The 23,354-nt window shown below is 66.0% G+C and carries 23 protein-coding genes; 10 read left to right on the forward strand and 13 right to left on the reverse strand.

What is annotated here, in order from left to right; genetic code table 11:
- Nucleotides 1-152: 152 nt before the first annotated feature.
- From ASD28_RS00435 to ASD28_RS00445, 3 genes are read right to left on the reverse strand one after another with little or no spacing between them, the layout of a single operon-like run.
- Entirely contained in the window at nucleotides 153-359 is a 207-nt protein-coding gene (locus ASD28_RS00435) for an addiction module protein (RefSeq protein ID WP_056122293.1), read from the reverse strand.
- 45 nt (nucleotides 360-404) lie between these two features.
- On the reverse strand, nucleotides 405-3,986 hold the full coding sequence (locus ASD28_RS00440; protein WP_056122296.1) for a M1 family aminopeptidase: 3,582 nt from the start codon (nucleotides 3,984-3,986) through the stop codon (nucleotides 405-407).
- Between the two features lie 3 nt (nucleotides 3,987-3,989).
- On the reverse strand, nucleotides 3,990-4,883 hold the full coding sequence (locus tag ASD28_RS00445) for an ABC transporter ATP-binding protein (protein ID WP_056122299.1): 894 nt from the start codon (nucleotides 4,881-4,883) through the stop codon (nucleotides 3,990-3,992).
- Between the two features lie 226 nt (nucleotides 4,884-5,109).
- On the opposite strand from ASD28_RS00445, the gene ASD28_RS00450 reads away from it, so the two are divergent.
- Nucleotides 5,110-5,565 (forward strand): hypothetical protein, encoded by a 456-nt coding sequence (locus ASD28_RS00450; RefSeq protein ID WP_056122302.1) that lies wholly within the window; start codon nucleotides 5,110-5,112, stop codon nucleotides 5,563-5,565.
- A 38-nt stretch (nucleotides 5,566-5,603) separates the two neighbouring features.
- Complete coding sequence (gene coq7, locus ASD28_RS00455; RefSeq protein ID WP_056122305.1) at nucleotides 5,604-6,245, forward strand: 2-polyprenyl-3-methyl-6-methoxy-1,4-benzoquinone monooxygenase; 642 nt, start codon at nucleotides 5,604-5,606, stop codon at nucleotides 6,243-6,245.
- Nucleotides 6,246-6,254: 9 nt separating this feature from the next.
- Here coq7 and ASD28_RS00460 read toward each other — a convergent pair whose 3' ends face one another.
- The 4 genes from ASD28_RS00460 to ASD28_RS00475 all read right to left on the reverse strand — a co-directional run bounded on the left by ASD28_RS00460 (nucleotide 6,255) and on the right by ASD28_RS00475 (nucleotide 10,103).
- A complete protein-coding gene (locus ASD28_RS00460; RefSeq protein WP_036235392.1) occupies nucleotides 6,255-6,677 on the reverse strand; it encodes an OsmC family protein in 423 nt (140 codons plus the stop codon).
- 72 nt (nucleotides 6,678-6,749) lie between these two features.
- Nucleotides 6,750-7,931 carry an ABC transporter permease gene (locus ASD28_RS00465; RefSeq protein WP_056122308.1) on the reverse strand — a complete coding sequence of 394 codons (1,182 nt, stop codon included), beginning with the start codon at nucleotides 7,929-7,931 and terminating at the stop codon, nucleotides 6,750-6,752.
- A complete protein-coding gene (locus ASD28_RS00470; RefSeq protein WP_056122311.1) occupies nucleotides 7,928-8,662 on the reverse strand; it encodes an ATP-binding cassette domain-containing protein in 735 nt (244 codons plus the stop codon). Before ASD28_RS00470 ends, ASD28_RS00465 begins: the two co-directional genes overlap by 4 nt.
- Before the next feature lie 13 nt (nucleotides 8,663-8,675).
- On the reverse strand, nucleotides 8,676-10,103 hold the full coding sequence (locus tag ASD28_RS00475; protein WP_229411914.1) for an alpha/beta hydrolase: 1,428 nt from the start codon (nucleotides 10,101-10,103) through the stop codon (nucleotides 8,676-8,678).
- A gap of 258 nt (nucleotides 10,104-10,361) precedes the next feature.
- Here ASD28_RS00475 and rplM point away from each other — a divergent pair, with 258 nt between their 5' ends.
- The 7 genes from rplM to ASD28_RS00510 all read left to right on the forward strand — a co-directional run bounded on the left by rplM (nucleotide 10,362) and on the right by ASD28_RS00510 (nucleotide 17,325).
- Nucleotides 10,362-10,790 carry a 50S ribosomal protein L13 gene (gene rplM / locus ASD28_RS00480; RefSeq protein ID WP_036235400.1) on the forward strand — a complete coding sequence of 143 codons (429 nt, stop codon included), beginning with the start codon at nucleotides 10,362-10,364 and terminating at the stop codon, nucleotides 10,788-10,790.
- 13 nt (nucleotides 10,791-10,803) lie between these two features.
- Nucleotides 10,804-11,196, forward strand: coding sequence for a 30S ribosomal protein S9 (gene rpsI / locus ASD28_RS00485; protein ID WP_028102305.1), 393 nt, complete (start codon nucleotides 10,804-10,806; stop codon nucleotides 11,194-11,196).
- Nucleotides 11,197-11,446: 250 nt separating this feature from the next.
- A complete protein-coding gene (gene argC / locus ASD28_RS00490) occupies nucleotides 11,447-12,484 on the forward strand; it encodes an N-acetyl-gamma-glutamyl-phosphate reductase (RefSeq protein ID WP_056122318.1) in 1,038 nt (345 codons plus the stop codon).
- A gap of 108 nt (nucleotides 12,485-12,592) precedes the next feature.
- Nucleotides 12,593-13,006, forward strand: coding sequence for a polymer-forming cytoskeletal protein (locus tag ASD28_RS00495; protein ID WP_056122320.1), 414 nt, complete (start codon nucleotides 12,593-12,595; stop codon nucleotides 13,004-13,006).
- Nucleotides 13,007-13,060: 54 nt separating this feature from the next.
- Nucleotides 13,061-13,432 (forward strand): iron-sulfur cluster insertion protein ErpA, encoded by a 372-nt coding sequence (erpA, locus tag ASD28_RS00500; protein ID WP_056122323.1) that lies wholly within the window; start codon nucleotides 13,061-13,063, stop codon nucleotides 13,430-13,432.
- Nucleotides 13,433-13,625: 193 nt separating this feature from the next.
- Nucleotides 13,626-15,080: a glycosyl hydrolase family 8 gene (locus ASD28_RS00505; protein WP_082577023.1), complete on the forward strand. Its 1,455-nt coding sequence runs from the start codon at nucleotides 13,626-13,628 to the stop codon at nucleotides 15,078-15,080.
- Between the two features lie 13 nt (nucleotides 15,081-15,093).
- Nucleotides 15,094-17,325 (forward strand): beta-glucosidase, encoded by a 2,232-nt coding sequence (locus ASD28_RS00510; RefSeq protein WP_056122329.1) that lies wholly within the window; start codon nucleotides 15,094-15,096, stop codon nucleotides 17,323-17,325.
- Between the two features lie 9 nt (nucleotides 17,326-17,334).
- Here the strand turns inward: ASD28_RS00510 and ASD28_RS00515 are convergent, their stop codons facing one another.
- From ASD28_RS00515 to ASD28_RS00530, 4 genes are all read right to left on the reverse strand, one after another.
- The gene (locus ASD28_RS00515) at nucleotides 17,335-17,646 is read right to left on the reverse strand and encodes a Dabb family protein (RefSeq protein ID WP_056122332.1); all 312 of its coding nucleotides are present in this window, start codon (nucleotides 17,644-17,646) and stop codon (nucleotides 17,335-17,337) included.
- A 37-nt stretch (nucleotides 17,647-17,683) separates the two neighbouring features.
- Nucleotides 17,684-18,583, reverse strand: a complete 900-nt coding sequence (locus tag ASD28_RS00520) for a DUF2145 domain-containing protein (RefSeq protein WP_056122334.1) — start codon at nucleotides 18,581-18,583, stop codon at nucleotides 17,684-17,686.
- Nucleotides 18,583-19,062, reverse strand: coding sequence for a hypothetical protein (locus ASD28_RS00525; RefSeq protein ID WP_056122340.1), 480 nt, complete (start codon nucleotides 19,060-19,062; stop codon nucleotides 18,583-18,585). Before ASD28_RS00525 ends, ASD28_RS00520 begins: the two co-directional genes overlap by 1 nt.
- Before the next feature lie 104 nt (nucleotides 19,063-19,166).
- Complete coding sequence (locus tag ASD28_RS00530; RefSeq protein ID WP_056122342.1) at nucleotides 19,167-19,802, reverse strand: NAD(P)H-dependent oxidoreductase; 636 nt, start codon at nucleotides 19,800-19,802, stop codon at nucleotides 19,167-19,169.
- Nucleotides 19,803-19,899: 97 nt separating this feature from the next.
- Between ASD28_RS00530 and ASD28_RS00535 the strand changes: the two genes are divergently transcribed.
- Nucleotides 19,900-20,811, forward strand: a complete 912-nt coding sequence (locus ASD28_RS00535) for a LysR family transcriptional regulator (protein WP_056122345.1) — start codon at nucleotides 19,900-19,902, stop codon at nucleotides 20,809-20,811.
- Between the two features lie 4 nt (nucleotides 20,812-20,815).
- On the opposite strand, the gene ASD28_RS00540 is transcribed toward ASD28_RS00535, so the two are convergent.
- Together ASD28_RS00540 and ASD28_RS00545 are read right to left on the reverse strand one after the other, a co-directional pair.
- Entirely contained in the window at nucleotides 20,816-21,907 is a 1,092-nt protein-coding gene (locus ASD28_RS00540; RefSeq protein ID WP_056122347.1) for an anhydro-N-acetylmuramic acid kinase, read from the reverse strand.
- Between the two features lie 71 nt (nucleotides 21,908-21,978).
- The gene (locus tag ASD28_RS00545; protein ID WP_056122351.1) at nucleotides 21,979-23,337 is read right to left on the reverse strand and encodes a peptidoglycan DD-metalloendopeptidase family protein; all 1,359 of its coding nucleotides are present in this window, start codon (nucleotides 23,335-23,337) and stop codon (nucleotides 21,979-21,981) included.
- Between the last annotated feature and the right edge of the window lie 17 nt (nucleotides 23,338-23,354).

Genomic DNA, 23,354 nt, shown 5'->3' on the forward strand with positions numbered 1-23,354 from the left:
CCCATGCTGACGTACAGAATTCGAAGCATCTGCTTGATTGCGCATGCATCGAGTTCCGGAACTCAGTATGGATTCCCGCCTTCGCGGGAATGACGATAAAAAAAACCGCGACCCATCCGGCATCGCGGTTTTTTTTATCTTCAGCGCCGGCGTTATTCGCGCCAGTCGTCCTGCAGTGCGCGGATGGCCGCTTCGCCGTTGCGGATCGCCTTCACGCGGCGCACGATTTCGTTGCGCCAGGCTTCGTCGGCATCCTGGTCGCCGTCGTCGCTGTCCACCATCAGCAGCCGTAACAGCTCGTGCCTGTCCTGGGCGGACAATTGCTGGATCTGGGCGGCCAGTTCGGCGACGATAGGCATGAAGGTCTCCTAGCAGGATATTGTGACCAGATCATAACGTGAAGTTCAGTGCATGTCGACAGGCTGCATGTTGTCTGTCGGTTTCCTGTCAATCAGCTTGTTGTCGGGGTCGATACCGGCCCGTGCGGGGCGGCCGGCGACCACCAGGACGACCCGCTGGTCGGCCTGCGTCACGAGCCTGCGCTCGCGCGCGAGCGGGTTGCCCGCCTCGTCATCCACGCCGAATTCGATGTAGTCGCGCAGCTGTTGCGGCTGTTCCTCGCCCTGGTCGCCGGCGCGCACCTTGCCCGCGGTGGCGCGGATCTCGACCTCGTATTTGCCGTCCGGGCGGCGATGCGCCGTCGCGCCGTCGACGTGGTTTTCGTACAGGACGATGGATTCGAACAGGTCGTCGATCAGGTAGGCCTTGTCCGGTGGCGTGACGCCGCGCAGGCGCTCGACGAGCGTCGCGACGGTCGGATACGGCGGCCCCTTGTACGCATACTCCAGCAGCAGGCCGTGCAGCACGCCGTTGACGGCATCCTCGCCGACCAGGTCCTGCAGCAGATACATCGCGAGGCTGCCCTTGTGGTAGTGGATGTAGCTCTGGTTCTCGTTCTGCGCGAGCGGCAGCTCCTTCTTGTTCTCGCGCGCGCGGCCCATCAGGTATTCCTCGAGGTCGTAGCGCAGGAAGCGCCGCATCTTGCCGGAGCCCAGCGTGTTCTTCATCGACATCAGCGCCGTGTATTCGGCCAGGCTTTCCGACAGCACGGTCGCGCCGCGCATGTCGGCGCCGACGATCTGGTGCGCCCACCACTGGTGGCCCACCTCATGCGCGCTGACGTAGTACGGGTAGTCGATATCCTTGCGCGAGTCCGGATCGACCTTGGCGATGAAGCCGACGCTTTCCGAGAACGGGATCGTGCCCGGCGCCGCCTGCGCGTACGACGCGTAGCGGGGGAATTCCGCGATGCGCAGTTCGCGGTTCTGGTAGGGGCTGAAGTGCTTCGTGCCGTATTCCAGGGCCGCCTTGGCGCCGCGGATCATGCGGTCGACATTGAACTCGTGGCCGGGGTGGTAGTAGACGTCGATCGTCACGTCCTGCCAGCGGTCGTGGCGCACTTCGTAGCGGGCCGACTGGAACGTATAAAAATTCAGGACGGGTTTGTCGGCCTTGTAATGGAACCAGCGCCGGCCGCCGCTCATCCATTCCTGCTCCAGCATGCCCGGCGCGACCACGGTCTGGTCCGGGCTCGTGCTGACGACGGCGTCGAAGCGGATCCAGTCGGCGTCGTTGGCGATGTAGCTGTTCGCGCGCGCCGCTTCGTTCTCGTGCGCGGCCATGCGTTCGCGCGGCGCGAGGCCGTGGCGCTTGCGGTCGCGGTCGTCCTCCAGCTCGACCGTGCGCTGGTAGCCCACGTGCGGCAGCACCTCATTGCTGAAGAAGGTGCCGTTGCCGACGACGGCCGTGTCGCGGCCCAGGCCCAGCACGCCGCCCGGCGCGTCCAGCAGGTCGAATTCCAGCGCCGTGCGCGCGCCCGGCTGCAGGGGAGACGCCAGCAGGTAGTGATAAAAGCCGTGCTGCGGATCGGCGCGCAGCAGCCGCGCCGCCTGCGCGAAGCGCGGACGGAAGTCGGGGCCGGGCTTCTGGAACAGGATGACGTCGCGGATCGGAGAAGCCGTCCGGTTTTCCAGTTGATAGAAGCCGTGGACCTTCAGCGTGCGGGTATCGGGATGGATGTCGACCTGCAGGCCGACGTCGGTGATGCGCGGCTGCGGGAGCTTCGCATAGCGCTTGTAGCGCAGTTCATAGTCGGCGCGTACCTGTTCCTTGTGCCAGGCCGTCTGGTAGGCGCCGAGGTGGACGAGGTTGTACCACAGCAGGCCGCCGCTGGCCGCGAACACGAGGATGCCGGCCGCGAAGCCGGCGAGCACGCCCGGCGTCAGGCGCCGGCGGGCCAGCTGCAGGCGTTCGGCGAAGCTGTCGCTCACGCCGCGCGGCCACAGCACGAGCGCGGCGGTGAACAGGATGATCGCCGCGCCGCCCCAGTAGATTTGCAGGGTGCGCTGCAGCGGCAGGTAGTGGCCGAAGCCGTTCATCGCGGAATAGGTGATGTCCGGCAGCGCGCCGTACACGAGCATCGGGTGGTCGAGGCCGAAGCCGCCGAGGAACAGCGTGATGACGTAATACGTGACCAGCGCGAAGTACGCGAGGTATTTATGGTTCAGGATGGCCTGCGCGGCGATCGCCAGCACGGCCAGCAGCACGTAGCGGGGCAGCAGGATGCCGAACAGCGTCGCCAGGTACAGGCCCGGTTCCAGGGTCAGGTAGCCGTGCGCCAGCTGGATGCCCATCCCGCACACCATCGCGGCCAGCAGCAGCAGGACCTGCAGGCCGACGAGGGCGATGGTCTTGGCGGCCAGCGGCAGCCAGCTCGGGACGGGCAGCGCGTCCATCATCTGCGCCATGCGCGCCTCGCGCTCGCGCCACACCATCTCGCCCGCATAGAACGTCGTGACGATGAGGACGAACAGCGCGAACACGTCGCGTATGAGTTCCAGCACCATGTAGGTGACCGGGTACGTTTTCGTGCCGTAGATCGCGCCCAGGTCCAGCGAGCTGACGATGAGGGTCAGCATGCCGGCCAGGACGATCACGGCGAAGTAGACGTTCTTGACGGCCTCGCGCAGATTCATCCAGCTCGACCTGGCCAGCAGCACGGCGAGGTTGCGCGCGGCGAAGTCGGGCGGCTCGTGCAGGTCGGCCATGCCGGCCGGCGCTTGCGGCGCGCTTTCCGGTTCGGGCCGCGCCTGGCCGCGCCGGCCGGCCGGCGTGGACACGAAGCTGAAGCGCCAGTAGCCGAGCAGCAGGACGACGAGCGAGAACAGCGACCAGATGGCGCGATTGAGCAGATAGACGCCTGCGAACGGGACCTGCAGCGTGTTGCGCTCCGTGAGGTTCCAGTACTCGGTGAGGCGGATCAGCGCCGTCGTGCCGAACGGATCGATCAGCGCGGCGAGCGTCTTGTAATCGAGGTCGCGCGCCAGCGACGGCGCGACGATGTACCCGATCAGCATGACGACGCTGGCGACGTACACGGGCAGCATGCGCCGCGTGAGCGCCGCGAGCACGAAGAAGATGGCGCCGAAGATGAACAGGTTCGGCAGCAGGGTGAGGAAGTAGGGCAGCAGGTAGCCCGCGACGGAATACGGCCCCAGGCGGGCGGGATCGATGCCGGGCAGCGCGGTCCCCAGCAGGGTGCCGAACAGGATGGCCGAGAACACGACGGCGAGCGTCGCCAGCGCGCCGAGGAAGCGTCCGAACACGTACGCGTACTTCGGGATCGGGGCGCTGAAGAAGAAGTGGTGCATCTCGTATTCGAAGTCCTGCTGCACCGAGCGGCCCATCATCGCGGCGACGACGATGACGCCGAGGGAGCCGAGGAACGCCGCACTCAGCGCGATCTGGCGCGGCGCGTTGATCAGCACGCGGCCGCCGAACGAGACGAAGGCTTCCTTGAAGACGCCGCCCGCGGCGGCCATCCACAGCAGGGCCAGCGCGAAAAAGGCAAGGAAATACACCCAGGTCGACAGCAGCTTCAGGCGCTGCCGGGCCTCGAAGCCGGCGATGGCGAGGAGCGCACCCATGAATCAGCAGTTCCCGGCCATGTCGTTGTGGCGGCCGGCGATGGTGGCGAAGTAGACGTCTTCCAGGGTCGGGTGGATCGGCTCGAAGTCGTCGCCGGGATAGCGGTCCGCGTACACGTGGATCAGGGTGCGGCCCGACAGCAGGCGCGTGGAGATGACGGTGTGGCGCTTCTGGAACGCGGGCAGGTCGGCCTTGCCGACGACCCGCGCCCAGATCTTGCCCTCGATGCCTTCGATGAGGCGCACCGGCTCGCCGCACAGCAGCACGTGGCCCTTGTTGATGATCGCCATGTTGGCGCACAGGTCGGCCACGTCGGACACGATGTGCGTGGACAGGATCACGGTCTTGTCCTCGCCGATGTCGGACAGCAGGTTGTGGAAGCGCACCCGTTCCTGCGGGTCGAGGCCGGCCGTCGGCTCGTCGACGATGATCAGTTGCGGGTCGCCGAGCAGCGCCTGGGCGATGCCGAAGCGCTGGCGCATGCCGCCGGAGAAGGTGCCCATCTTCTGGTTGCGCACCTCGAACAGATTGGTCTGCTGCAGCAGCGCGTCGACGACTTCGCGCCGGCGGTGGCGCTGCGCCAAGCCTTTCAGTTGCGCGAAATGGTCGAGCAGTTCGTAGGCAGTCACTTTCGGGTACACGCCGAAATCCTGCGGCAGATAGCCCAGCAGGCGGCGCACTTCATCCTTTTCGTCCAGTACGTCGATGTCGTCCAGGAAGACGGAGCCGCTGTCGCATTCCTGCAGGGTGGCGAGGATCCGCATCAGGGTCGACTTGCCGGCGCCGTTGGGGCCGAGCAGGCCGAACATCCCGGGCGGGATGCTCAGCGAGACCCTGTCCAGCGCGACCACGCCATTGGCATAGGTCTTGGACAAGTTGCGGATTTGTAATTCCATGGAGACTCCATTGCTCGTGACAATGCACGTATTTCATGACTGTTGCATTGTATTAAAAAGGAGCCGACCCGGCAGCAGCGGTGCGACACACGGCATTTTCACAAGTCCAGAGTGCAGAAAAGCGGGAGCAGGATGCAGGCCAGCATACAGCGCGGAACGACTCATGTCTATTCTGGCAACATTGCCGGTGATATCCTGGCCCGGCAAGAAGATGCATAATGGCCTTATGGATACTCTCATCAACAAGGACAACATCCTGGCCGTTATGCGCCAGGGCCGCACCCGTGCCGAGTCGACGGACTGGTTCCGTGTCGCCGTCGGCCTTTACTACCTGGCCAACCTGATGACGAAGGAAACCATCGATTTCAAGACCGTGGACCGCGAGTTCAACCGGTTCATCTACCACACGATCGGCGGCGGGCACACGATCACGAGCGTCCTGCAATTCATGAGCGGCAAGGACGTGTTGCCGGTCGTGCAATCCGAGCGCTTCATGACCGCGTTCACGAGCACGTGCACCGACGTGCCGCCGGATTCGATTCCGTTCCTGCTGGAGCTGAACCTGGGCGTCGCGAAAAACATCTCGAAGCTGGAGGTGGAAGGGCCCGTGCACGACTGGCTGGAGGCGCAGAAGCGTGCCCGGGAGACACGTGAGGAAGGGGCGGCGGGCGAGGGCATATAATTCGGGTTATCGAACAACAAGCTGGAAGAAGGTCCCTCATGACAACCCGCACCATCAACCCTCTTGACCACCTGATCGTCGGCTTCGACAAGGCCTTGCGCGTCGTGGGCGGCGTGGCGAAGGCCGCACGGCCGAATCCGGGCGTCTCTGCCCCGGACTGCGAATTGAATACCCAGGAACAGCGTCACAGCGCCGGCCTGATGCGCGTGAACCACGTGGGTGAAGTGTGCGCCCAGGCGCTGTACGATGCCCAGGGCCGCCGTGCGTCGACGCAGGCCATGCGCACGCAGTTCGCCAAATCCGGACGCGAGGAAGAAGACCACCTGGCCTGGACGGCCGAACGCCTGGCCGAACTGGGTTCGCAGCCGAGCCTGTTGAATCCGCTGTGGTATGCCGGCGCCTATGCGCTGGGGACAGTCGCGTCGCGCCTGGGCGACGCCGTCAGCCTCGGCTTCGTCGTGGAGACGGAGCGCCAGGTCGAGGCGCACCTGAACAGCCACCTCGACCAGTTGCCGCCGCAGGACGCGAAGTCGCGCGCGATCGTCACGCAGATGCGCGACGACGAGATCGAACACGGTGCGAAGGCGCAGGAAATGGGCGCGGCCGAGATGCCGTTGCCGGTCAAGGCCGCGATGCGCGCCATGGCCAAGGTGATGACCACGACGGCGTACTACATCTGAGCCCGAGGCTCAGCCTTCGACGATCTCGAACGAGTGCGTGATCTCGGCCGTCTTGGCCAGCATGATCGACGCCGAGCAGTATTTGTCGTGCGACAGGTTGACCGCGCGTTCGACGGTCGCCTCCTTGAGGTTGCGGCCCGTGACGGTGAAGTGGAAGTGGATCTTCGTGAACACCTTCGGATCCGTCTCGGCGCGCTCGGCCTTCAGCGTGACGTCGCAACCGCGCACGTCTTCCCGGCTGCGCTTGAGGATCAGCACGACGTCGTAGGCGGTGCAGCCGCCGGTACCCAGCAGCACCATTTCCATCGGGCGCGGTGCCAGGTTGTGGCCGCCGCCCTCGGGGGCGCCATCCATGTTCACCAGGTGGCCGGAGCCGGTTTCGGCCCGGAAGCTCATCCCGGAGGGTCCGTTCCAGCTGACTTTGACTTCCATCGATTTCTCCGCTTTGTTGACAGGTAAAGACGTTCATTCTAAGCCAGCGCGACGCACCGTGCTGATAACGCCTCAGACGGCCAGCACGTAACGCTCGCTCTTCATGCGCCACGCGGCGAATGCGACGGCCGCCCACGCCGCGAGGGCGGAGCAGAGGAACGTCAGCACGAACGGCAGGAAGCCGATGTCGCCGCCCTTCGCCGTCTCGCGGAGCAGGGTCTGGTTCGACAGCATCGGCACGACGTACATCCACGACGCCGTTTTGAGTTCCAGCATCGACACGGCGAGCCCCGGCAGCATCGGCACCAGCATCACGATCGACAGCACGCTCTGCGCCTCCTTGAACGAGCGCGCGTTCATCGCCACCGCGATCTGCATGGCCGCCGCGAACAGCGACAGCGGCACGGACGCGAGGCAGACGAGCAGCAGCCGTCCCCAGCCCACGCGCCAGCTCATGCCGATTTCTTCCAGCGGCATCCACGACAGGATCGCATGCGCCAGCATCAGCTCCAGCGTGATGCCGATGACGGCCAGCGCCGCGGCCGCGAGCCACTTGCCGGCGACGAGTTCCCACGTGCGCACGGGTTGCGCCATCAGCACTTCGAGCGAGCGCCGTTCCCGTTCGCCCGCCGTGGAATCCACCGCCGCGGACAGGCCGCAGATGAACGCGGGGAAGAACAGGAAGCCGAGGATGCCGCCGATGACGCCGGCCGAACGCGCGGCCGTCGTGCCCGTGTCGTAGCGCTGCACCTGCACGGGCGACAGCGCGGCCGGCGACACGCCGTGCGCCAGCAGCCGGGCGCTGGCGATGTTGGCGCCGTAGGCGTTCAGCACGTCCTCGACGTCGCGCCGGCCATCCTGCTCCGTCGACGAGTCGAACCACAGCTCGATGCGCGCGGGCCGCATCGCGGCGTAGTCGCTCGCGTACTTGCCGGGCAGGCGCAGCACGGCCGCCGCCTTGTGGGCGCGCAGCAGGTCACCGATCGCGGCTTCGTCCATGGGCGGCGTGTCGCGCACGGTGACGTTCTTCTGCTTCAGCTGGGCCATCAACGTGGGCGCCTGCGCGCCGCCGATCACGACCAGCACGATGCCTTCGCGCTCGGGCTTCGTCGCGCGGTCGATCCACTGGTGCAGCAGGACGCCCAGCAGCACCGGGTACATCAGCGTGAACAGGGCGAGGAGGCCGAGCGAGCGCTTGTCGCGCAGCGATTCGCGGAACTCCTTTTTGAAGACGACGAGGAATTTCGAGGTCATGAGACGATCCCTTCGTCGGTGCCGACCAGGCGGACGAACGCGTCTTCCAGGTTGGCGATGCCGGTGCGGCGGCACAGGTCGTCCGGCGTGCCCTGGGCCACCGTATGGCCCTTGGCGATGACGATCACGTCGTCGCACAGATGACTCACCTCTTGCATCACGTGCGTGGCCATCACGACGCAGCATCCTTCCTTGCGCAGCGTGGACAGCGCATGGCGCACGGCGCGCGTGCTCATCACGTCCAGGCCGCGCGTGGGCTCGTCCAGCAGCAGGTGGCGCGGACGGTGCAGCAGCGCGCGCGCGAGGGCCACCTTGATGCGCTGGCCCTGAGAAAATCCTTTGCTACGGCGTTCCAGGATGTCGTCCATCGCGAGCATTTCCGAGACCTCGTCGATGCGCGCGGCGAGTGCGCGTCCGTCCATGCCGTTCAACTCGCCGAAATAGGTGAGGTATTCGCGCGTGGACAGGCGCTCGTACAGCCCGAACTGGTCGGTCAGGAAGCCGATGTTGGCGCGCACGGCGAGCGGGTCGCGTTCCGGGTCGATGCCGTCGATGGCGATGGTTCCGTGGTCGCGCTTGAGCATCCCGACGAGGGTGCGCAGCAGGGTCGTCTTGCCGGCGCCGTTGGGCCCCAGCAGCGCGGTGATGTGGCCGTCGCGCGCCGTGAAGCTGACGCCTCCCAGCGCCTGCACGGCGCCGAAGTGCTTGCGGACTTCTTGTGCTTCGATCATGGATAGCCTGTGTTCAGGGTTGCGGTCCGGCGCTGCCGAGCTGGAAGGTCGGGGCCGGGATCTCGTTCAGGCAGGCGCCGTCGACTTTCGCGTCGGGCCGGTCGAGGAAGGTGCGCAACAGGCGCGGGGCGCAGCCCAGTTGCGACACGCCGTGGCCGGCGTTCGGCGCCGTCAGCAGCTGCGCATGGTCCATGAAACGGGCGGCGTCCTGGGCGCGGCGCGGCGGCGTGACCGGGTCCAGGGCGCCGGACAGCAGCAGCACGGGTGCGGCGATACGCGTGGGGGGCGTCTCCGGCACGGCCGGCACGTTCATGGCGCGGCACAGGCCGCGCAGGCGGTCGGCCAAGGTGCGCGTCAGCGGACTCGCATCGCTCGCGGCCAGCGCGGGCGTAAAGCGCGGCATGTCCTCGGCGCAGACGACGGCCAGGTGCAGCAGCGTGGCCGGCGAGCCGTCGGGGGAAAAGTCGGCGGCCAGGTTGCGGCGCGCGACGAACGGCTGCCAGCGGCCCGCGCTCGCGCTGTGCACGAGGAACGGCAGGCGGCGCGCGTCGGCCGGCGCGTACAGCATGTTGCGCACGGTGTCGAGCAGGCGCGCGCTCGTCATCGTGACGTCGACCTGGCGCGCCGTGCGCGGGTCGGGCAGGTTGAGTGTCAACGGCGCGGCATCGAGCTTGCCGACGAGGGCGTCGAATTCGCCGCGCAGGTTCGGATAGGCGCGGGCGCAGGCGGCATCCTTGGCGCACTGGGCAAACAACTGGTCGAGCGCGGCCTGGCTGTCGCGGCCCCCGGCCGGGATCACCTGGTCGGGCGCGGCGACGGCGTCGAGCAGCAGGGCGCGCGTGCCCGCGGGGTAGGCGCGCGCATACGCCTGCGCGAGGCGCGTCCCGTACGAGCCGCCCCACAGGTTGATCTTGTCATAGCCCAGCGCGCGGCGCACGGATTCGATGTCGCGCGCCGCGGCGGCCGTCGTGTACGCGGCGAACGGCGCCTTGCTGGCCGCGATGCAGCGGCGCAGGGCGGCGTCGGCATCGGCATCGCTCAGCTGCGCATCCGCGTCGGCGTCGGACGGGCATTCCAGCTTGCCGGACAGCCCCGTGCCGCGCTGGTCGACGAACACGATGTCGCGCGTGGCGCGTACGCGCTTGAAGGCGGTGGACAACAGGGGGAGCACGTCGCTGCCCGCTTCACCGGGACCGCCTGCCAGCACGAACAGCGGATCCGGCCGCGCACCCTGGCGCAGGGCGGGGGCGATCGTCACGTGCAGGTTCAGGGTGGCGGGCTTGCCGGGTTCGAGCGGGACGGGCAAGGTCAGGCAGCGCAGGGCTTCCTCGACGCCGGGCAGGTGGCAGCTGCGCGTTTGCGCCGGCGTGGTGGGCGCAGCCTGTACCGCCGGCACCGCGGCCGCCAGCAGTGCGCCCAGGAGCAGGATGGATTTCAACAAGCAGTCTCCTCTTTGATGCGGGTCATACTAATTTGTCATCGATTTCGCGGTCAATCAAAAGTTGCAAAATTGCATGATTCGGCGGGGATGTCTTTGCGTTGGCTCCAGTCTGGTGCGGCTTGACTGTCGGGTGAGGAATCGGCTATAGTCGTGGGCTTTCCATTTGCTCGGGAAAAGACAATAAGGCAGAGTCCGCGATGTAGCATCGCCCGCGGAACCACCATTCGAGCATTAATTCCCTATACATAGGAAGTCAACATGAAAACTTTTTCCGCTAAGGGCCATGAAGTCCAGCGCGATTGGTACGTGATTGACGCGACGGACAAAGTCCTCGGACGTGTTGCCAGCGAAGTGGCACTCCGACTGCGCGGCAAGCACAAGCCGGAATTTACTCCGCACGTCGATACCGGTGATTTCATCGTCGTCGTCAACGCAGGCAAACTGCGCGTGACCGGCACCAAAGCCAACGACAAGAAGTACTACCGTCACTCGGGCTACCCGGGCGGTATCTACGAAACCAACTTCCTGAAAATGCAACAGCGTTTCCCGGGCCGCGCCCTGGAAAAAGCCGTCAAAGGCATGCTGCCGAAGGGCCCGCTGGGCTACGCAATGATCAAGAAGCTGAAAGTGTATGCGGAAGCTACGCACCCGCACGCTGCCCAGCAACCCAAAGCACTCGAAATCTAAGTAAGGAACTGACATGATCGGTAACTACAACTACGGCACCGGCCGTCGCAAGAGTGCAGTGGCCCGTGTGTTCATCAAAGCTGGCACCGGCCAGATCATCGTGAACGGCAAACCGGCCGCCGAATACTTCTCGCGCGAAACCGGCCTGATGGTCATCCGTCAACCGCTGGAACTGACCGGCAACGTCGAGCGTTTCGACATCAAGGTCAACGTGCATGGCGGCGGCGAGTCCGGCCAGGCAGGTGCAGTGCGCCACGGCATCACCCGTGCACTGATCGACTACGACGCAGGCCTGAAGGGCGACCTGGCACGTGCCGGTTTCGTCACCCGTGACGCCCGTGAAGTCGAGCGTAAGAAAGTTGGTCTGCGCAAAGCACGTCGCGCAAAGCAATTCTCGAAGCGTTAATCGGATCCGCAGCGCTTTTGCGCTGCTGCCGGACCGAAAAGCCGCCCGCTGCAAAGCCGGCGGCTTTTTTGTTTCCAAAAACCGGGGTCAGAGCCCGGTTTTTGGCAATGAACACTGGGTAATTGCCCAAAAATGGGCTCTGACCCCGAATTTGAGCCAATTCCATGTGGCAATGCAGCACGTGATTGGGCACCCTGCTAAAATTGTGGGTTCTTACGAGAACTTACCTATTTACCAAGGGGAAACAGACATGATCAAAGTTGGCATCGTTGGCGGCACCGGCTATACGGGCGTGGAATTGCTGCGCCTGCTCGCTGCCCACCCCGAGGCGCAGCTGACCGCCATCACTTCGCGCAAGGAAGACGGCCTGCCCGTCGCCGACATGTTTCCCTCGCTGCGCGGCCACGTCGACATCGCGTTCTCGAGCCCGGACAAGGCCGACCTGAAGCAGTGCGACGTCGTGTTCTTCGCGACCCCGCACGGCGTCGCCATGGCCCAGGCGCCCGAGTTGATCGCCGCCGGCGTGAAGGTGATCGACCTCGCGGCCGACTTCCGCCTGAAGGACCAGGCCACGTTCGAGAAGTGGTACAAGATCCCGCACAGCGCGCCGGACCTGCTGGAAGAGGCCGTGTATGGCCTGCCGGAATTGAACCACGAAGACATCAAGAAGGCGCGCCTGATCGCCAACCCGGGCTGCTATCCGACCACGATGCAGCTGGGCTTTTATCCGCTGCTGAAGGCGGGCATCATCGACGCCGGCAACCTGATCGCCGATGCCAAGTCGGGCGTGTCCGGCGCCGGCCGCAAGGCCGAGATCGGCACGCTGTTCTCGGAAGCGAGCGACAACTTCAAGGCCTATGGCGTGCATGGCCACCGCCACACGCCGGAGACGTCGGCTCAGCTGCAGCGCTACACGGACCAGAAGGTCGGCCTGATCTTCACGCCGCATCTCGTACCGATGATCCGCGGCATGCATTCGACGCTGTACGCGCGCCTCACCCAGGACATCACGAACGACGCTCTGCAAGCCCTGTTCGTAGAGCAGTACAAGGACGCGGAATTCGTCGACGTCATGCCGTTCGGCTCGCACCCGGAAACCCGCTCGACGCGCGGTTCGAACATGCTGCGCATCGCGCTGCACCGTCCGGACAACGGCAACACCGTCGTCATCCTCGTCGTACAGGACAACCTGGTCAAGGGCGCGTCTGGCCAGGCCGTGCAGTGCATGAATCTGATGTTCGGCCTGCCGGAAAGTACCGGCCTGAAGCAGATCGCGCTGCTGCCGTAATCGCGTCTCCTGGCAAGCCTTGATCTGCAGACACAGATCAAGGCGACCTGTGTTGGCAACGGTACATTGACTGTTGGACAGAACCAACGTCAAGCACAGGGGACAATCATGTTCGGTCGTAACGCAAAAAGCGAAATCGATAGCCTGATCGGCATTTCCGCACGCATCGAAGGGGATCTCGTATTCACCGGCGGCCTGCGCATCGACGGCGAGGTGCACGGCAACGTGGTGGCCGCGGACGGCAACGACAGCGTGCTGATCGTCTCCGAACACGCGCGCATCGAAGGCGAGGTGCGCTGTTCCAACCTCGTCGTCAACGGGTATATCGCGGGCACGGTGTATTCGTCCGAACTCCTTGAATTGCAGCCGAAAGGCCGCATACATGGAGATGTTCATTACCGCCTGCTGGAAATGCACGGCGGCGCCCTCGTCACCGGCAAGCTGACCCATCACGCCGAGTCGGTGGCGGCCGCCGAACCCGTCTTCCACCTCGGCGTAGCGGCCGAAGGGGCTTCAGCATGACTGGCGCCAACGGTCTATAATGGACGAAATCCGAATCCAATCAGGAGTTTATCCATGAATGCAGTCGCCGAAGTGCAAAACGCACAAGACACGATCCCCACGCCCATCAATTTCACCGACAGCGCTGCCCAGAAGGTTGCTCAACTGATCGAGGAAGAAGGCAATCCCGACCTGAAACTGCGCGTGTTCGTGCAGGGCGGCGGTTGCTCGGGCTTCCAGTACGGCTTTACCTTCGACGAAATCGTGAACGAAGACGACACGACGATGGAAAAGAACGGTGTTCAGCTGTTGATCGACTCGATGAGCTACCAGTACCTGGTCGGCGCCGAGATCGACTACAAGGACGACCTCGAAGGCGCCCAGTTCGTCATCAAGAACCCGAACGCCCAGTCGACCTGCGGTTGCGGTTCGTCGTTCTCGATGTAATCGATAAAGCCTCCACATCGAAAGCCGCCTCGGCATTGCCGGGGCGGTTTTTTTTTCGTCCGTCCAAAGTGTTGGATGCCGCCGTAATGACAAGTCATTAACAATTGCTAACAGTCACGCGCGTAGTACACTGACCACGCTCCACGTATGTGGCGGCAAGGAGACAAACAACCCCTATAACGAGAGAAAAACAATGTCGAGGGCACCAACTTTACTTTGCGGTGTTACCGCTATCATCCTCGCCTGGGCCGGTGCCGCCCACGCGCAAGTATCATCCACTCATCAAGCTGCCACCACCACCACGGCGGCAACCGACGACGGCGCCGGCGCCTACCGCACGCAGCGCTACCGCAACCTGTTCGTCGAACGCCTGGGACGCAGCCCGCAAGAGACGCACGCGAAGATCGAGCAAGCCTTCCAGCGGTTGTTCCATGGCGATGGCCAGGAGGAGCGCGTCTATTTCGAAACGGGCGCCAACGCCAACGGCACGCTCGCGTACATCACGGACTGGGCCAACAACGACGCCCGCACGGAAGGCATGAGCTACGGCATGATGATCGCCGTCCAACTCGGCAAGAAGCGCGAGTTCGACGCGCTGTGGAACTGGTCGAAGACGACCATGCTCACGACCGATCCCGCCAACCCGTCGCGCGGCTATTTCGCGTGGTCGATGGGCACGGACGGCACGCCGCGCGCCACCGGGGCCGCGCCGGACGGCGAGGAATACTATGCGATGGCGCTGTATTTCGCGGCGCGGCGCTGGGGTAACGGGAAGGGGATCTACGACTACCAGAAGGAAGCCGATACCATCCTGCGCGGCATGCGGCACCATCCGGTCGTGACGGCCACGCCGCCGTTCCGCATCCACCCCGGCGATCAACCCTTCGTCGAGCCGGCCACGCCCTGGCCCAGCCCCAACAACCGCCACGCACAGGAACAGGCGCAGAAAGCCGGCAAGCCGTGGCCGCCGCAGCGCCCGCACCGCGCGCCGCGCGCCGTCACCGTCGGGCCTATGGTCGACGAGGCCCACGCGATGGTCCGCTTCGTGCCCGAGACGTTCATCCCCGGCACCGACCCGTCGTACCACCTGCCCGCGTTCTACGAGCTGTGGGCGCGCTGGGGCCCGCGCGAAGACCGCGCGTTCTGGGCCCGCGCGGCGAGCGTCAGCCGCGACTTCTTCGTGAAGACGGCTGACCCCGGGACGGGCCTCGGCCCCGACCGCGCCGATTTCGACGGCACGCCGCTGAAGAACTGGGACGGCAGCCCGGGTTCGTTCAGCTACGACAGCTGGCGCACGATCAGCAACTGGTCCGTCGACAGCAGCTGGTGGAACAAGGACCCGCGCCAGCAGGCTTTGAGCGACCGCGTCCAGCGCTTCCTGTCTTCGCAAGGGATAGACCGCTTCGCCGACCGTTACACGCTGGACGGCAAGCCCCAGTCCGACCGCCACTCGACCGGCATGCTGGCGGCGGCCGCCGTCGGCAGCCTGGCGGCCAGGCCGGGGCAGGTGTCCGACGACTTCCTGCGCGCGCTGTGGGACACGCCCGTGCCCAGCGGCGAGCAGCGCTATTTCGACGGGATGCTGTACCTGATGAGCATGATGCACGTCGGCGGCGAATTCCGCGTGATCAATGCAAACAACAAATAACAAGGAGACAACCATGATGAAACAGACGACCGTAGCGGTTCTTCTCGCCTGCGCGGCGATGGGCGCGCAGGCGCAGGACCGCGCGTGGCTCGACAAATCGAAATCCGCCGACGAACGCGCCCGCGCCGCCGTCGCCGCGATGACGCTCGACGAAAAGCTGCTGCTGATCGTCAGCTACACGGACAAAAAAGACCTGGCGAAGCAGCCGGACGATATCGTGCCGCCGGCAATCAAGGCCGACGTCGCGGCGCACCATATCGAGGGCTCGGCCGGCTACGTGCCGGGCATCGCGCGCCTCGGCATCCCGCCGCAGTGGCAGACCGACGCGTCGATCGGCGTGCGCGTGGGCGGCATGGAGCGCACGGCGCTGCCGTCCTCGCTGGCGACGGCGGCCAGCTTCGACCCGGCCGTCTCCGAAGCGGGCGGCCGCATGATCGCGGACGAGGCGCGCGCCTCCGGCTTCAACACGTTCCTGGCCGGCGGCGCGAACCTGGCGCGCGAGCCGCGCAATGGCCGCAACTTCGAATACGTGGGCGAGGATCCGCTGCTGGCCGGCCGCATGGCGGCAGGTCTCATCAACGGCATCCAGGCGCGCCACGTGGTGTCGACGATGAAGCACTTCGCCGTCAACGACCACGAAAGCCAGCGCACGACGGTCGACGTCACGATCTCGCCCGAGGCGATGCGCCAGTCGGACCTGCTCGCGTTCGAGTTCGTCGACGAGCTGTCGAAGCCGGGCTCCGTCATGTGCTCGTACAACCTCGTGAACGGCCGCTGGGCGTGCGAGAACGAATACCTGTTGAACAAGACGCTGAAGCAGGACTGGAAGTTCAAGGGCTATGTGATGGCCGACTGGGGCGCCGTCCACTCGACGGCGGACGCCGCCAACTATGGCCTCGACCAGTTCACCGGCTACCCGTGCTGCAATCATCACGGCCCGTTCTACTCGGCGAAGAATTTCAAGGAGGCGATGAACAAGGGCGAGGTGTCGATGCGGCGTCTCGACGACATGGCGCAGCGCATCCTGTGGCCGCTGTTCCAGACCGGCGTGTTCGACGATCCGGCCAAGCCGGGCAAGATCGATTTCGCCGCGCATGCGAACGTCGCGCAGCGCGCCGCCGAGGAATCCATGGTTCTGCTGAAGAACGAGGGCAACCTGCTGCCGCTGGCGAACGTGAAGTCGGTGGCCGTCATCGGCGGCCATGCGGACAAGGGCGTGCTGGCGGGCGGCGGTTCGTCCGGCGTGACGCCGGTCGGCGGCAATGCCGTGCCGAACCTGGAGCCGACGAAGTGGCCGGGCCCCGTCATCTACATGCCGTCGGCGCCGCTGGCGGCGTTGAAAGCCGAACTGCCGAAGGCGAAGGTTGCGTACGCGAGCGGCAAGGACATCGACGCCGCCGTCGCACTGGCGAAGCAGTCCGAGGTCGCCGTCGTGTTCGTGACGCAGTGGATGGGCGAGGGCTTCGACGGCAAACTGGAACTGGACGGCAACCAGGATGCGCTGGTCGCCGCCGTCGCGCGCGCGAATCCGAAGACGATCGTCGTCGTGGAATCCGGCGGTGCGATCCTGATGCCGTGGCTGCCGCAGGTGCCGGCCGTGCTGGAAGCGTTCTATCCCGGCATCCGCGGCGGCCAGGCGATCGCGCGCATCCTGACCGGTAAAGTGAATCCGTCCGGGCACCTGCCGATCAGCTTCCCCGCATCGAACGCGCAGCTGGCGCATGCCGAGATCCCGGGCTTCGGCAAGCCGGACGGCATCCCCGTCCACATCACGTATCACGAAGGCGCGGCGATCGGCTACAAGTGGTACGACGCGAAAGGGTATAAACCGTTATTCGCGTTCGGCCATGGCCTGAGCTATACGAACTTCGCCGTCGCGGAGCCGAAGGCGAACGTCGCCAATGGCGCGCTGACGGTCGGCGCCGCGCTGCGCAACACGGGCAAGCTCGCGGGCAAGGGGGTCGTGCAGGTGTACGTGGCACCGGCGGACCTGAAGGCGTCGGGCTGGGAAGCGCCGAAGCGTCTCGTCGCGTTCCAAAAGCTCGATCTGCAGGCAGGCGGCGCGAACACGTTCACGCAGGCCGTCGATCCGCGCCTGCTAGCGACGTACGAGGTCGCGGACAACAGCTGGCGCGTCCGCGCCGGCACGTACCGCGTGCTGTTCGGGCAGGCGGCGGACGACCTGCCCATGTCCGTGGACGTGACGCTGCCGGACATGGTCTGGAGCGCCGTCCACAAAGAGTAAGCCGGGGCGTTATTTCGCCCAGTAGTCCAGCACCAGCGATTTGGCGAGAGAAGGCTTGAGCGTCTCGACGAAGCGCCGGTGCGCCGGGTGCACGAGGTAGGCGTCGCGGTCTTCGGCTTGCGCGAACGTCAGGGTAAAACAGTGCGTGAAACCGTCGTTCAGGCCTTCCGGGCTCACGTTCGTGCCCCATTCGTAGGCGGTGATGCCGGGGATGGCCGCGGGCAGGGCGGCGAAGCCGGTCACGATGGCGTCGACGTCGTCGTACGAAGCGTCATCCTTGAACGAGAACAGGACGACGTGGCGGAGCAGTTGGCTGGACATGGACGGTTGGATAAGTTGACGGAGGCGTCATCTTACATCAGGGCGCAAGGGCGATCACGTCGTCACCGGGCAGCGGCTCGCAGCCCGGTCCCAGCGGTTCCCAGCCGCGGTGCACGACGATGTGGCGCTCGTCGTGGCACAGTTCCACGCGGCGCGTCCGCGGGGCTTCTTTCCTGACGAAGTCCTCGATCGCGGTCGGCACGCTGATGTGCAGCGCGAGCGCGTGGATGTCGTCGAGCGGATGGTCGCCCACGTGCACGAGGGGCACGAACTGGCCGGCGAACATCAGCCAGTGCGACGGGATGCGGACAGGCGAGGCCGCGTAGCCTTGCGCGCGCAGCCAGGCCTGCGCACGCGCACGCGCGGGATCGGCCGGGTCGAGCCGGCCCCACGCGAACGCGATCAGCTCCGCCACCCACTGGTTGCAGTTCTGGTAGCGCGTGCCGAACGCGTACGCATTGGCGCTGTAGCTCGTGCCCAGCAGGGCGAGGGCCAGCGGCTTGTCGAGCGCGGCCTTCTCCAGCAGCGCGCTGTCCTGCTCGGGTGGGAACAGCAGGGCGACGTGGCCATGCGTGGGCGCGTCGGCGCCGAGCACGAAGCCGGACATGCCCTGGTCGAACAGGCGCGGACGCGATTCGTCGCACGCGTAATACAACTGGCGCACGGCCCACGGCCCACCGGGATTGTTCTTCAGCGCGATGCCCGCGTGCGAATACAGCAGGCCGAAACGGGAGAGGTCCAGGCCCGCGCGCGCGACGAGGGCGAGATTGCTGCCGGAGCGCGCCAGTTCATCCTTCACCGCGGCGGCGAAGCGCAGCACGCGGTCCTGGTCCGCGGCCGTGACCTTGTCGGCGCGGTCGCAGAAGGTCGGGATGCCGGCCGATGCCCCCGCGCTCGCGCACAGCAGCAGCGCGGCCGCGAGGAACCGCCGGAACATCAGATCGTCACTTTGCGCGACGCGAGGTCGCGGTACCAGTCGTCCTGCAGCGCGAGGAAGAACGGCTGCTTCGTGTCGCCGTACGCGAATTCGTAGCCGTACACGCGCTCGTTCACTTGCACGACTTCGCCCTTGCCGACGCGGCGGTCGGCCAGCGCGCGGTCGGGCACGTCGACCCAGAACTGGGTGGCGGCATCGCCCGCGACGGCGCGCAGCGTGATGCGCGTTTTTGCTTCCTTGCCCGCCTTGGCCGGCGCCACGGCGACGTCGATCACGCGGTACGGGCCGGTCTCCGCGCGCTTGTTGTCGCCGCTCGAGCTGTTGCTGGAGCCACCGATCGAATCGGAAATGCTGCCCGACGATGCGGAACCCGCGCTGGAGGCGGACGACGCGAAGCTGTCGGCTTGAGCGGGTACGGACACCACGGCGGCGGCGGCCAGCGCCAGGGCGAGCGCGCGGGTGAAATTCGTGTAGGTCATTGCGAAATCTTTCTTAAGCACATTGGATAGCGCAATGGTACAAGTGCCGTGTGCCGCTGAGAAGGCGAACGTGGTTTTGTTACAAACGATCCGCCGCCGCGGGATCAGTCGACTTCGGTGACGAACTGGTCGAGCGGGCGGCGCACCTTCGGCAGGTTGACCAGCCAGTCCTGCTCGGCCTGGCGGTAGCCCAGCGGCAGCATCACGACGCTGCGCAGGTGTTGCTCGCGCAGCTTCAGGATGCCGTCGACGGCCGCCGGGTCGAAGCCTTCCATCGGCGTCGCGTCGACTTCCTCGAACGCGGCCGCGATGACGGCCGCGCCGAAGCCGATGTAGGCCTGGCGTGCGGCATGCTCGAAGTTCACCTGCGCGCCGCGGCCCGGATAGGTCGACAGCAGTTGCTGGCGGTACGCTTCCCAGCCTTCGTTGCGGAAGCCGCGCACTTCATTGGTCAGGTCGAACATGTGGTTGATGCGTTCCGGCGTGTAGTCGTCCCAGGCGGCGAACACCAGCAGGTGCGACGCATCCGTGACCTGTGCCTGGTTCCACGCCACTTCACGGATCTGCGCGCGCAGTGCCGGATTCTTGATGACCAGGATCTCGTACGGCTGCAGGCCGGACGACGTCGGCGCCAGGCGGGCCGCCTCGATGATGCGGTCGATCTTGTCCTGGGCGACCGGGCGGGTCGGATCCATTGCCTTGGTGGCGTAGCGCCATTGCAGTTTATTCAGTAATTCCATGGGTGACCTTATGAATGGTGAGTGGTGACATTGTATTTTCTCCTCGCCGTGCAATAAACTAGGCGATCAGCAAATGATTTGTTCGTGAAAGGTGAAGATGGCCCGCAAGTTCGATCACTTGTCGGATGTCGAGGTGTTGCTCAGCGTGATCGAACACGGGTCGTTCAGTGCGGCGGCCGTGGTGCTGTCGACCACGGCGTCGGTGCTGAGCCGCGCGATCTCGCGGCTGGAAACCCGCCTGGGCGCGCAGTTGTTGCGGCGCAGCACGCGCAGCCTGAGCCTCACCGATGCCGGACGCCGCTACGCCGAGGAGGTGCGCGGCGCGTTCGCGCAGATCGAGCGGGCGGAACGCACGATCCGCAGCACGACGGTGCAGCTGAGCGGCAAGGTGCGCATGAGCGTGCCCACCAGCTACGGCAAGCAACGCCTGCCCGCGCTGCTCGCCGCCTATGCGCGCGCCTATCCGCTGGTCGAACTGGAGGTCGACATCAGCAACCGCAACGTCGACCTGGTGGCGGAAGGGTTCGACCTGGCCATCCGTTCCGGTCCGCTCCCGAGCAGCAGCATGGTGGCGCGTCCGCTCGAAGTGTCGCCGCTGTGCCTGGTCGCCGCGCCGGACTACCTGGAGGCGGCAGGACCGTTGTGCGGCCTCGCCGACCTGGCGCGCCAACGCTGCATCGCCTTCATCCGTCCCAGCACCGGCCGCGTGATCCCCTGGCATTTGCGCGACGACGGGCGCGACATCGACTGGATGCCGCCGGCCGCCGTCACGGTGGCGACGGACGTCATGGGCGTCGTGTGGTTCGCGGAGCAGGGGATGGGCATCGCGCTGTGCCCGCGCATCTTTGCCGAGGACAGCCTGGCCGCGGGCCGCCTGACCGAGGTGTTGCCCGGCCTGGGCGGGCGCACGCGGACATTCTCCCTGATTTATCCGGCCCACCGCAGCCTGTCGGCCGCCTCGCGCGCGCTGATCGACATGCTGGTGGCCGGCCGCGCCGGGATGGCTTGAGGAATCAGGCCGGATACAGCGCGCCGAGGATGCGTGGCCCCGCGGCCCCCGTCACGGCCGGCAGGTTGCCCGGCTGGCGCCGCAGGAAGCGGTAGCCGAGCCATGCGAAGGCGAGGGCTTCCACGCGGTTCGGCGCGACGCCCAGCGTGTCCGTCGACGCGACCGGGATAGTACCGCCGAGCGCGTCGGCGAGGTCGCGCAGCAGCACGCCGTTACAGGCGCCGCCGCCGCACACGTAGACGGCTTGCGCGTCGGCCTCCGCCTGGATGGCGCGGGCGATCGTCACGGCGGTCAGGCGCGTCAGGGTGGCCTGCACGTCGGCCGGAGACACGCCCGGCTGCTGCGCCAGTTTCGCGTCGAGCCAGTCGGCGTGGAACAGGTCGCGGCCCGTGCTCTTGGGCGGCGGCTGGCGGAAATAGGGTTCATCCAACAGCAGGTCGAGCAGGGGGGCGTCGACGGTGCCCGCCGCGGCCCAGGCGCCGTCCTGGTCGTAGGCCTTGCCCTGGTGGCGCGCGATCCACAGGTCCATCAGCACGTTGCCGGGGCCGGTGTCGTAGCCGGTCACGCGGCCGTCGCCATGCAGCACGCTGATGTTGCCGATGCCGCCGATGTTGACGACGACGCGCACCTGGTTGCGCTTGCCGAAACGGGCTTCGTGGAACGCGGGGACGAGCGGGGCGCCCTGGCCGCCGGCGGCGACGTCGCGGCTGCGGAAGTCGGCGATGACGTCGATGCCGGCCAGTTCCGCCAGCAGCGCCGGATTATTGGTCTGGCGGGTAAAACCCAGTTCGGGGCGGTGGCGGATCGTCTGGCCGTGCACGGCGACGGCGCGGACCGGGCCCGGCGCCGCGGCAGCCAGCGTCTTGACGCACTCGGCGTAACAGCGCGCCAGCGCGTTGGCGGCCAGCGCTTCGCGCTCCAGTTCGTTGGCGCCGGCGGCCTGCAAGGCCATCAGTTCGGCGCGCAGGTCGGCCGGGAAGGGCGTGAACGCGGCGTCCAGGGTGCGGATGCCGCGGCCGGAAAAATCGGCCAGCACGCCGTCGACGCCATCCAGGCTGGTGCCGGACATCAGCCCGATGTAGAGAGTGGATGCCATGATCGATTCCTAAAAGCAAAACGCCTTGCAGGCAAGCCGTGCAAGGCGTCCATATGTGCAACGCTGAAGGATCAGCGCGCAGCCATCGCGTTACCGGCCGGCGACAGCAGCGAGAAGCGGTGCGACATCTCGGCCGCGGCCATCTTGAAGCGGGTCATTTCGCCCGGCGTCAGCGGCTGCTGCTGCAGGTTCTTCATTGCCATCGGGTCGGTGGCGCGGCCGCCGATGCGGAATTCGTAGTGCAGGTGCGGACCCGTTGCCCAGCCCGTCGTGCCCACGTAGCCGATCACGTCGCCCTGCGACACCTTCTGGCCGCGGTGCAGGCCGCTGGCGAAGCGGCTCATGTGGCCGTACGCGGTGCTGTAGTTGGACCAGTGCTTGAGCACGACGAAGTTGCCGTAGCCGTTCTGGGTGCCGACGAATTCGACGACGCCGTCGCCCGATGCCTTGATCGGGGTGCCCATCGGTGCGGCCATGTCGACGCCTTCGTGCTTCTTCCAGGTGCCGAACACCGGGTGCACGCGCATCGAGAAGCCCGACGAGATGCGGTTGAACGCCACCGGCGACTTCAGGAATGCCTTCTTCAGCGACTTGCCGTCCAGGCTGTAGTAGCCGCCCTGGTGGGTGACGGGGTCTTCGTACCAGACGGACTGGTAGGCGACGCCGCGGTTGACGAACTCGCCGGCCAGGATGCGGCCCGTGCGCACCATCTCGCCATCCAGCCAGAAGGTTTCGTAGACGACGTTGAAACGGTCGCCGCGCTTCAGGTCCGAGCGGAAGTCGATGCTCGTCGAGAACATCTCGATGATCTGGTTGACGACGGAATCGGGGATCTGGCTGCCGTCGACGGCATCGTCGGTGGCGGCGTACAGCGAGCTGTTGATGTTGCGCGAACGCATCTCAACGCGGCGCTCGAGCTGTGCAGGCGCGGCATTCGATACGAATTTGTCGCCCTTGCGCGTGATGGTGACGGTCTTGAACTGGTCCTTGTCGGCGATCGTCGCGTGCAGGGTCAGCAGCAGCCCGTTCTCGTCGGTCTCGGCCTGGATGCGCTTGCCGGTCTTGAGCGAGAGGATGGAGCGGGCGGTCTTGTCGCTGCGGACGAAGGCTTGCGCTTGCTGGTCTTCGATGCCGAGGCGATTGAACACGGTGCCGAGCGAGTCGCCGGCACGGATGCGTTCTTCGTGGATGAACTGCTGCTGGTCTTGCTGGAGGGCGGCGATCTGGTCTGCCAGGTTCGGCAGTTGCAGGTCTTGCGCGACTGATTTGACCGGCATGTCCGACGCGTCCGGAGCGATCGGGGCGACTGCGGTGGCGCCGAAGGCGCACAGTGCCAGGGCTGCAGTACCCCCGGCTATGATGCGGGTTTTGCGGCTCGTTTCAGCCAGACCAAACCAGCGCTTGCCGGCGATTTTCTGTAATGGGTTCATGCAATCAGTTAAAATTT

Source organism: Massilia sp. Root133 (genome assembly GCF_001426525.1).
Lineage (GTDB): Bacteria > Pseudomonadota > Gammaproteobacteria > Burkholderiales > Burkholderiaceae_D > Telluria > Telluria orientalis.

Bases quoted from the DNA above. Each gene is read 5' to 3' on its own strand.
- ASD28_RS00435 (WP_056122293.1), bottom strand. From the start codon at position 359: ATGCCTATCGTCGCCGAACTGGCCGCCCAGATCCAGCAATTGTCCGCC.
- ASD28_RS00440 (WP_056122296.1), bottom strand. From the start codon at position 3,986: ATGGGTGCGCTCCTCGCCATCGCCGGCTTCGAGGCCCGGCAGCGCCTG.
- ASD28_RS00445 (WP_056122299.1), bottom strand. From the start codon at position 4,883: ATGGAATTACAAATCCGCAACTTGTCCAAGACCTATGCCAATGGCGTG.
- ASD28_RS00450 (WP_056122302.1), top strand. From the start codon at position 5,110: ATGGATACTCTCATCAACAAGGACAACATCCTGGCCGTTATGCGCCAG.
- coq7 (WP_056122305.1), top strand. From the start codon at position 5,604: ATGACAACCCGCACCATCAACCCTCTTGACCACCTGATCGTCGGCTTC.
- ASD28_RS00460 (WP_036235392.1), bottom strand. From the start codon at position 6,677: ATGGAAGTCAAAGTCAGCTGGAACGGACCCTCCGGGATGAGCTTCCGG.
- ASD28_RS00465 (WP_056122308.1), bottom strand. From the start codon at position 7,931: ATGACCTCGAAATTCCTCGTCGTCTTCAAAAAGGAGTTCCGCGAATCG.
- ASD28_RS00470 (WP_056122311.1), bottom strand. From the start codon at position 8,662: ATGATCGAAGCACAAGAAGTCCGCAAGCACTTCGGCGCCGTGCAGGCG.
- rplM (WP_036235400.1), top strand. From the start codon at position 10,362: ATGAAAACTTTTTCCGCTAAGGGCCATGAAGTCCAGCGCGATTGGTAC.
- rpsI (WP_028102305.1), top strand. From the start codon at position 10,804: ATGATCGGTAACTACAACTACGGCACCGGCCGTCGCAAGAGTGCAGTG.
- argC (WP_056122318.1), top strand. From the start codon at position 11,447: ATGATCAAAGTTGGCATCGTTGGCGGCACCGGCTATACGGGCGTGGAA.
- ASD28_RS00495 (WP_056122320.1), top strand. From the start codon at position 12,593: ATGTTCGGTCGTAACGCAAAAAGCGAAATCGATAGCCTGATCGGCATT.
- erpA (WP_056122323.1), top strand. From the start codon at position 13,061: ATGAATGCAGTCGCCGAAGTGCAAAACGCACAAGACACGATCCCCACG.
- ASD28_RS00505 (WP_082577023.1), top strand. From the start codon at position 13,626: ATGTCGAGGGCACCAACTTTACTTTGCGGTGTTACCGCTATCATCCTC.
- ASD28_RS00510 (WP_056122329.1), top strand. From the start codon at position 15,094: ATGATGAAACAGACGACCGTAGCGGTTCTTCTCGCCTGCGCGGCGATG.
- ASD28_RS00515 (WP_056122332.1), bottom strand. From the start codon at position 17,646: ATGTCCAGCCAACTGCTCCGCCACGTCGTCCTGTTCTCGTTCAAGGAT.
- ASD28_RS00520 (WP_056122334.1), bottom strand. From the start codon at position 18,583: ATGTTCCGGCGGTTCCTCGCGGCCGCGCTGCTGCTGTGCGCGAGCGCG.
- ASD28_RS00525 (WP_056122340.1), bottom strand. From the start codon at position 19,062: ATGACCTACACGAATTTCACCCGCGCGCTCGCCCTGGCGCTGGCCGCC.
- ASD28_RS00530 (WP_056122342.1), bottom strand. From the start codon at position 19,802: ATGGAATTACTGAATAAACTGCAATGGCGCTACGCCACCAAGGCAATG.
- ASD28_RS00535 (WP_056122345.1), top strand. From the start codon at position 19,900: ATGGCCCGCAAGTTCGATCACTTGTCGGATGTCGAGGTGTTGCTCAGC.
- ASD28_RS00540 (WP_056122347.1), bottom strand. From the start codon at position 21,907: ATGGCATCCACTCTCTACATCGGGCTGATGTCCGGCACCAGCCTGGAT.
- ASD28_RS00545 (WP_056122351.1), bottom strand. From the start codon at position 23,337: ATGAACCCATTACAGAAAATCGCCGGCAAGCGCTGGTTTGGTCTGGCT.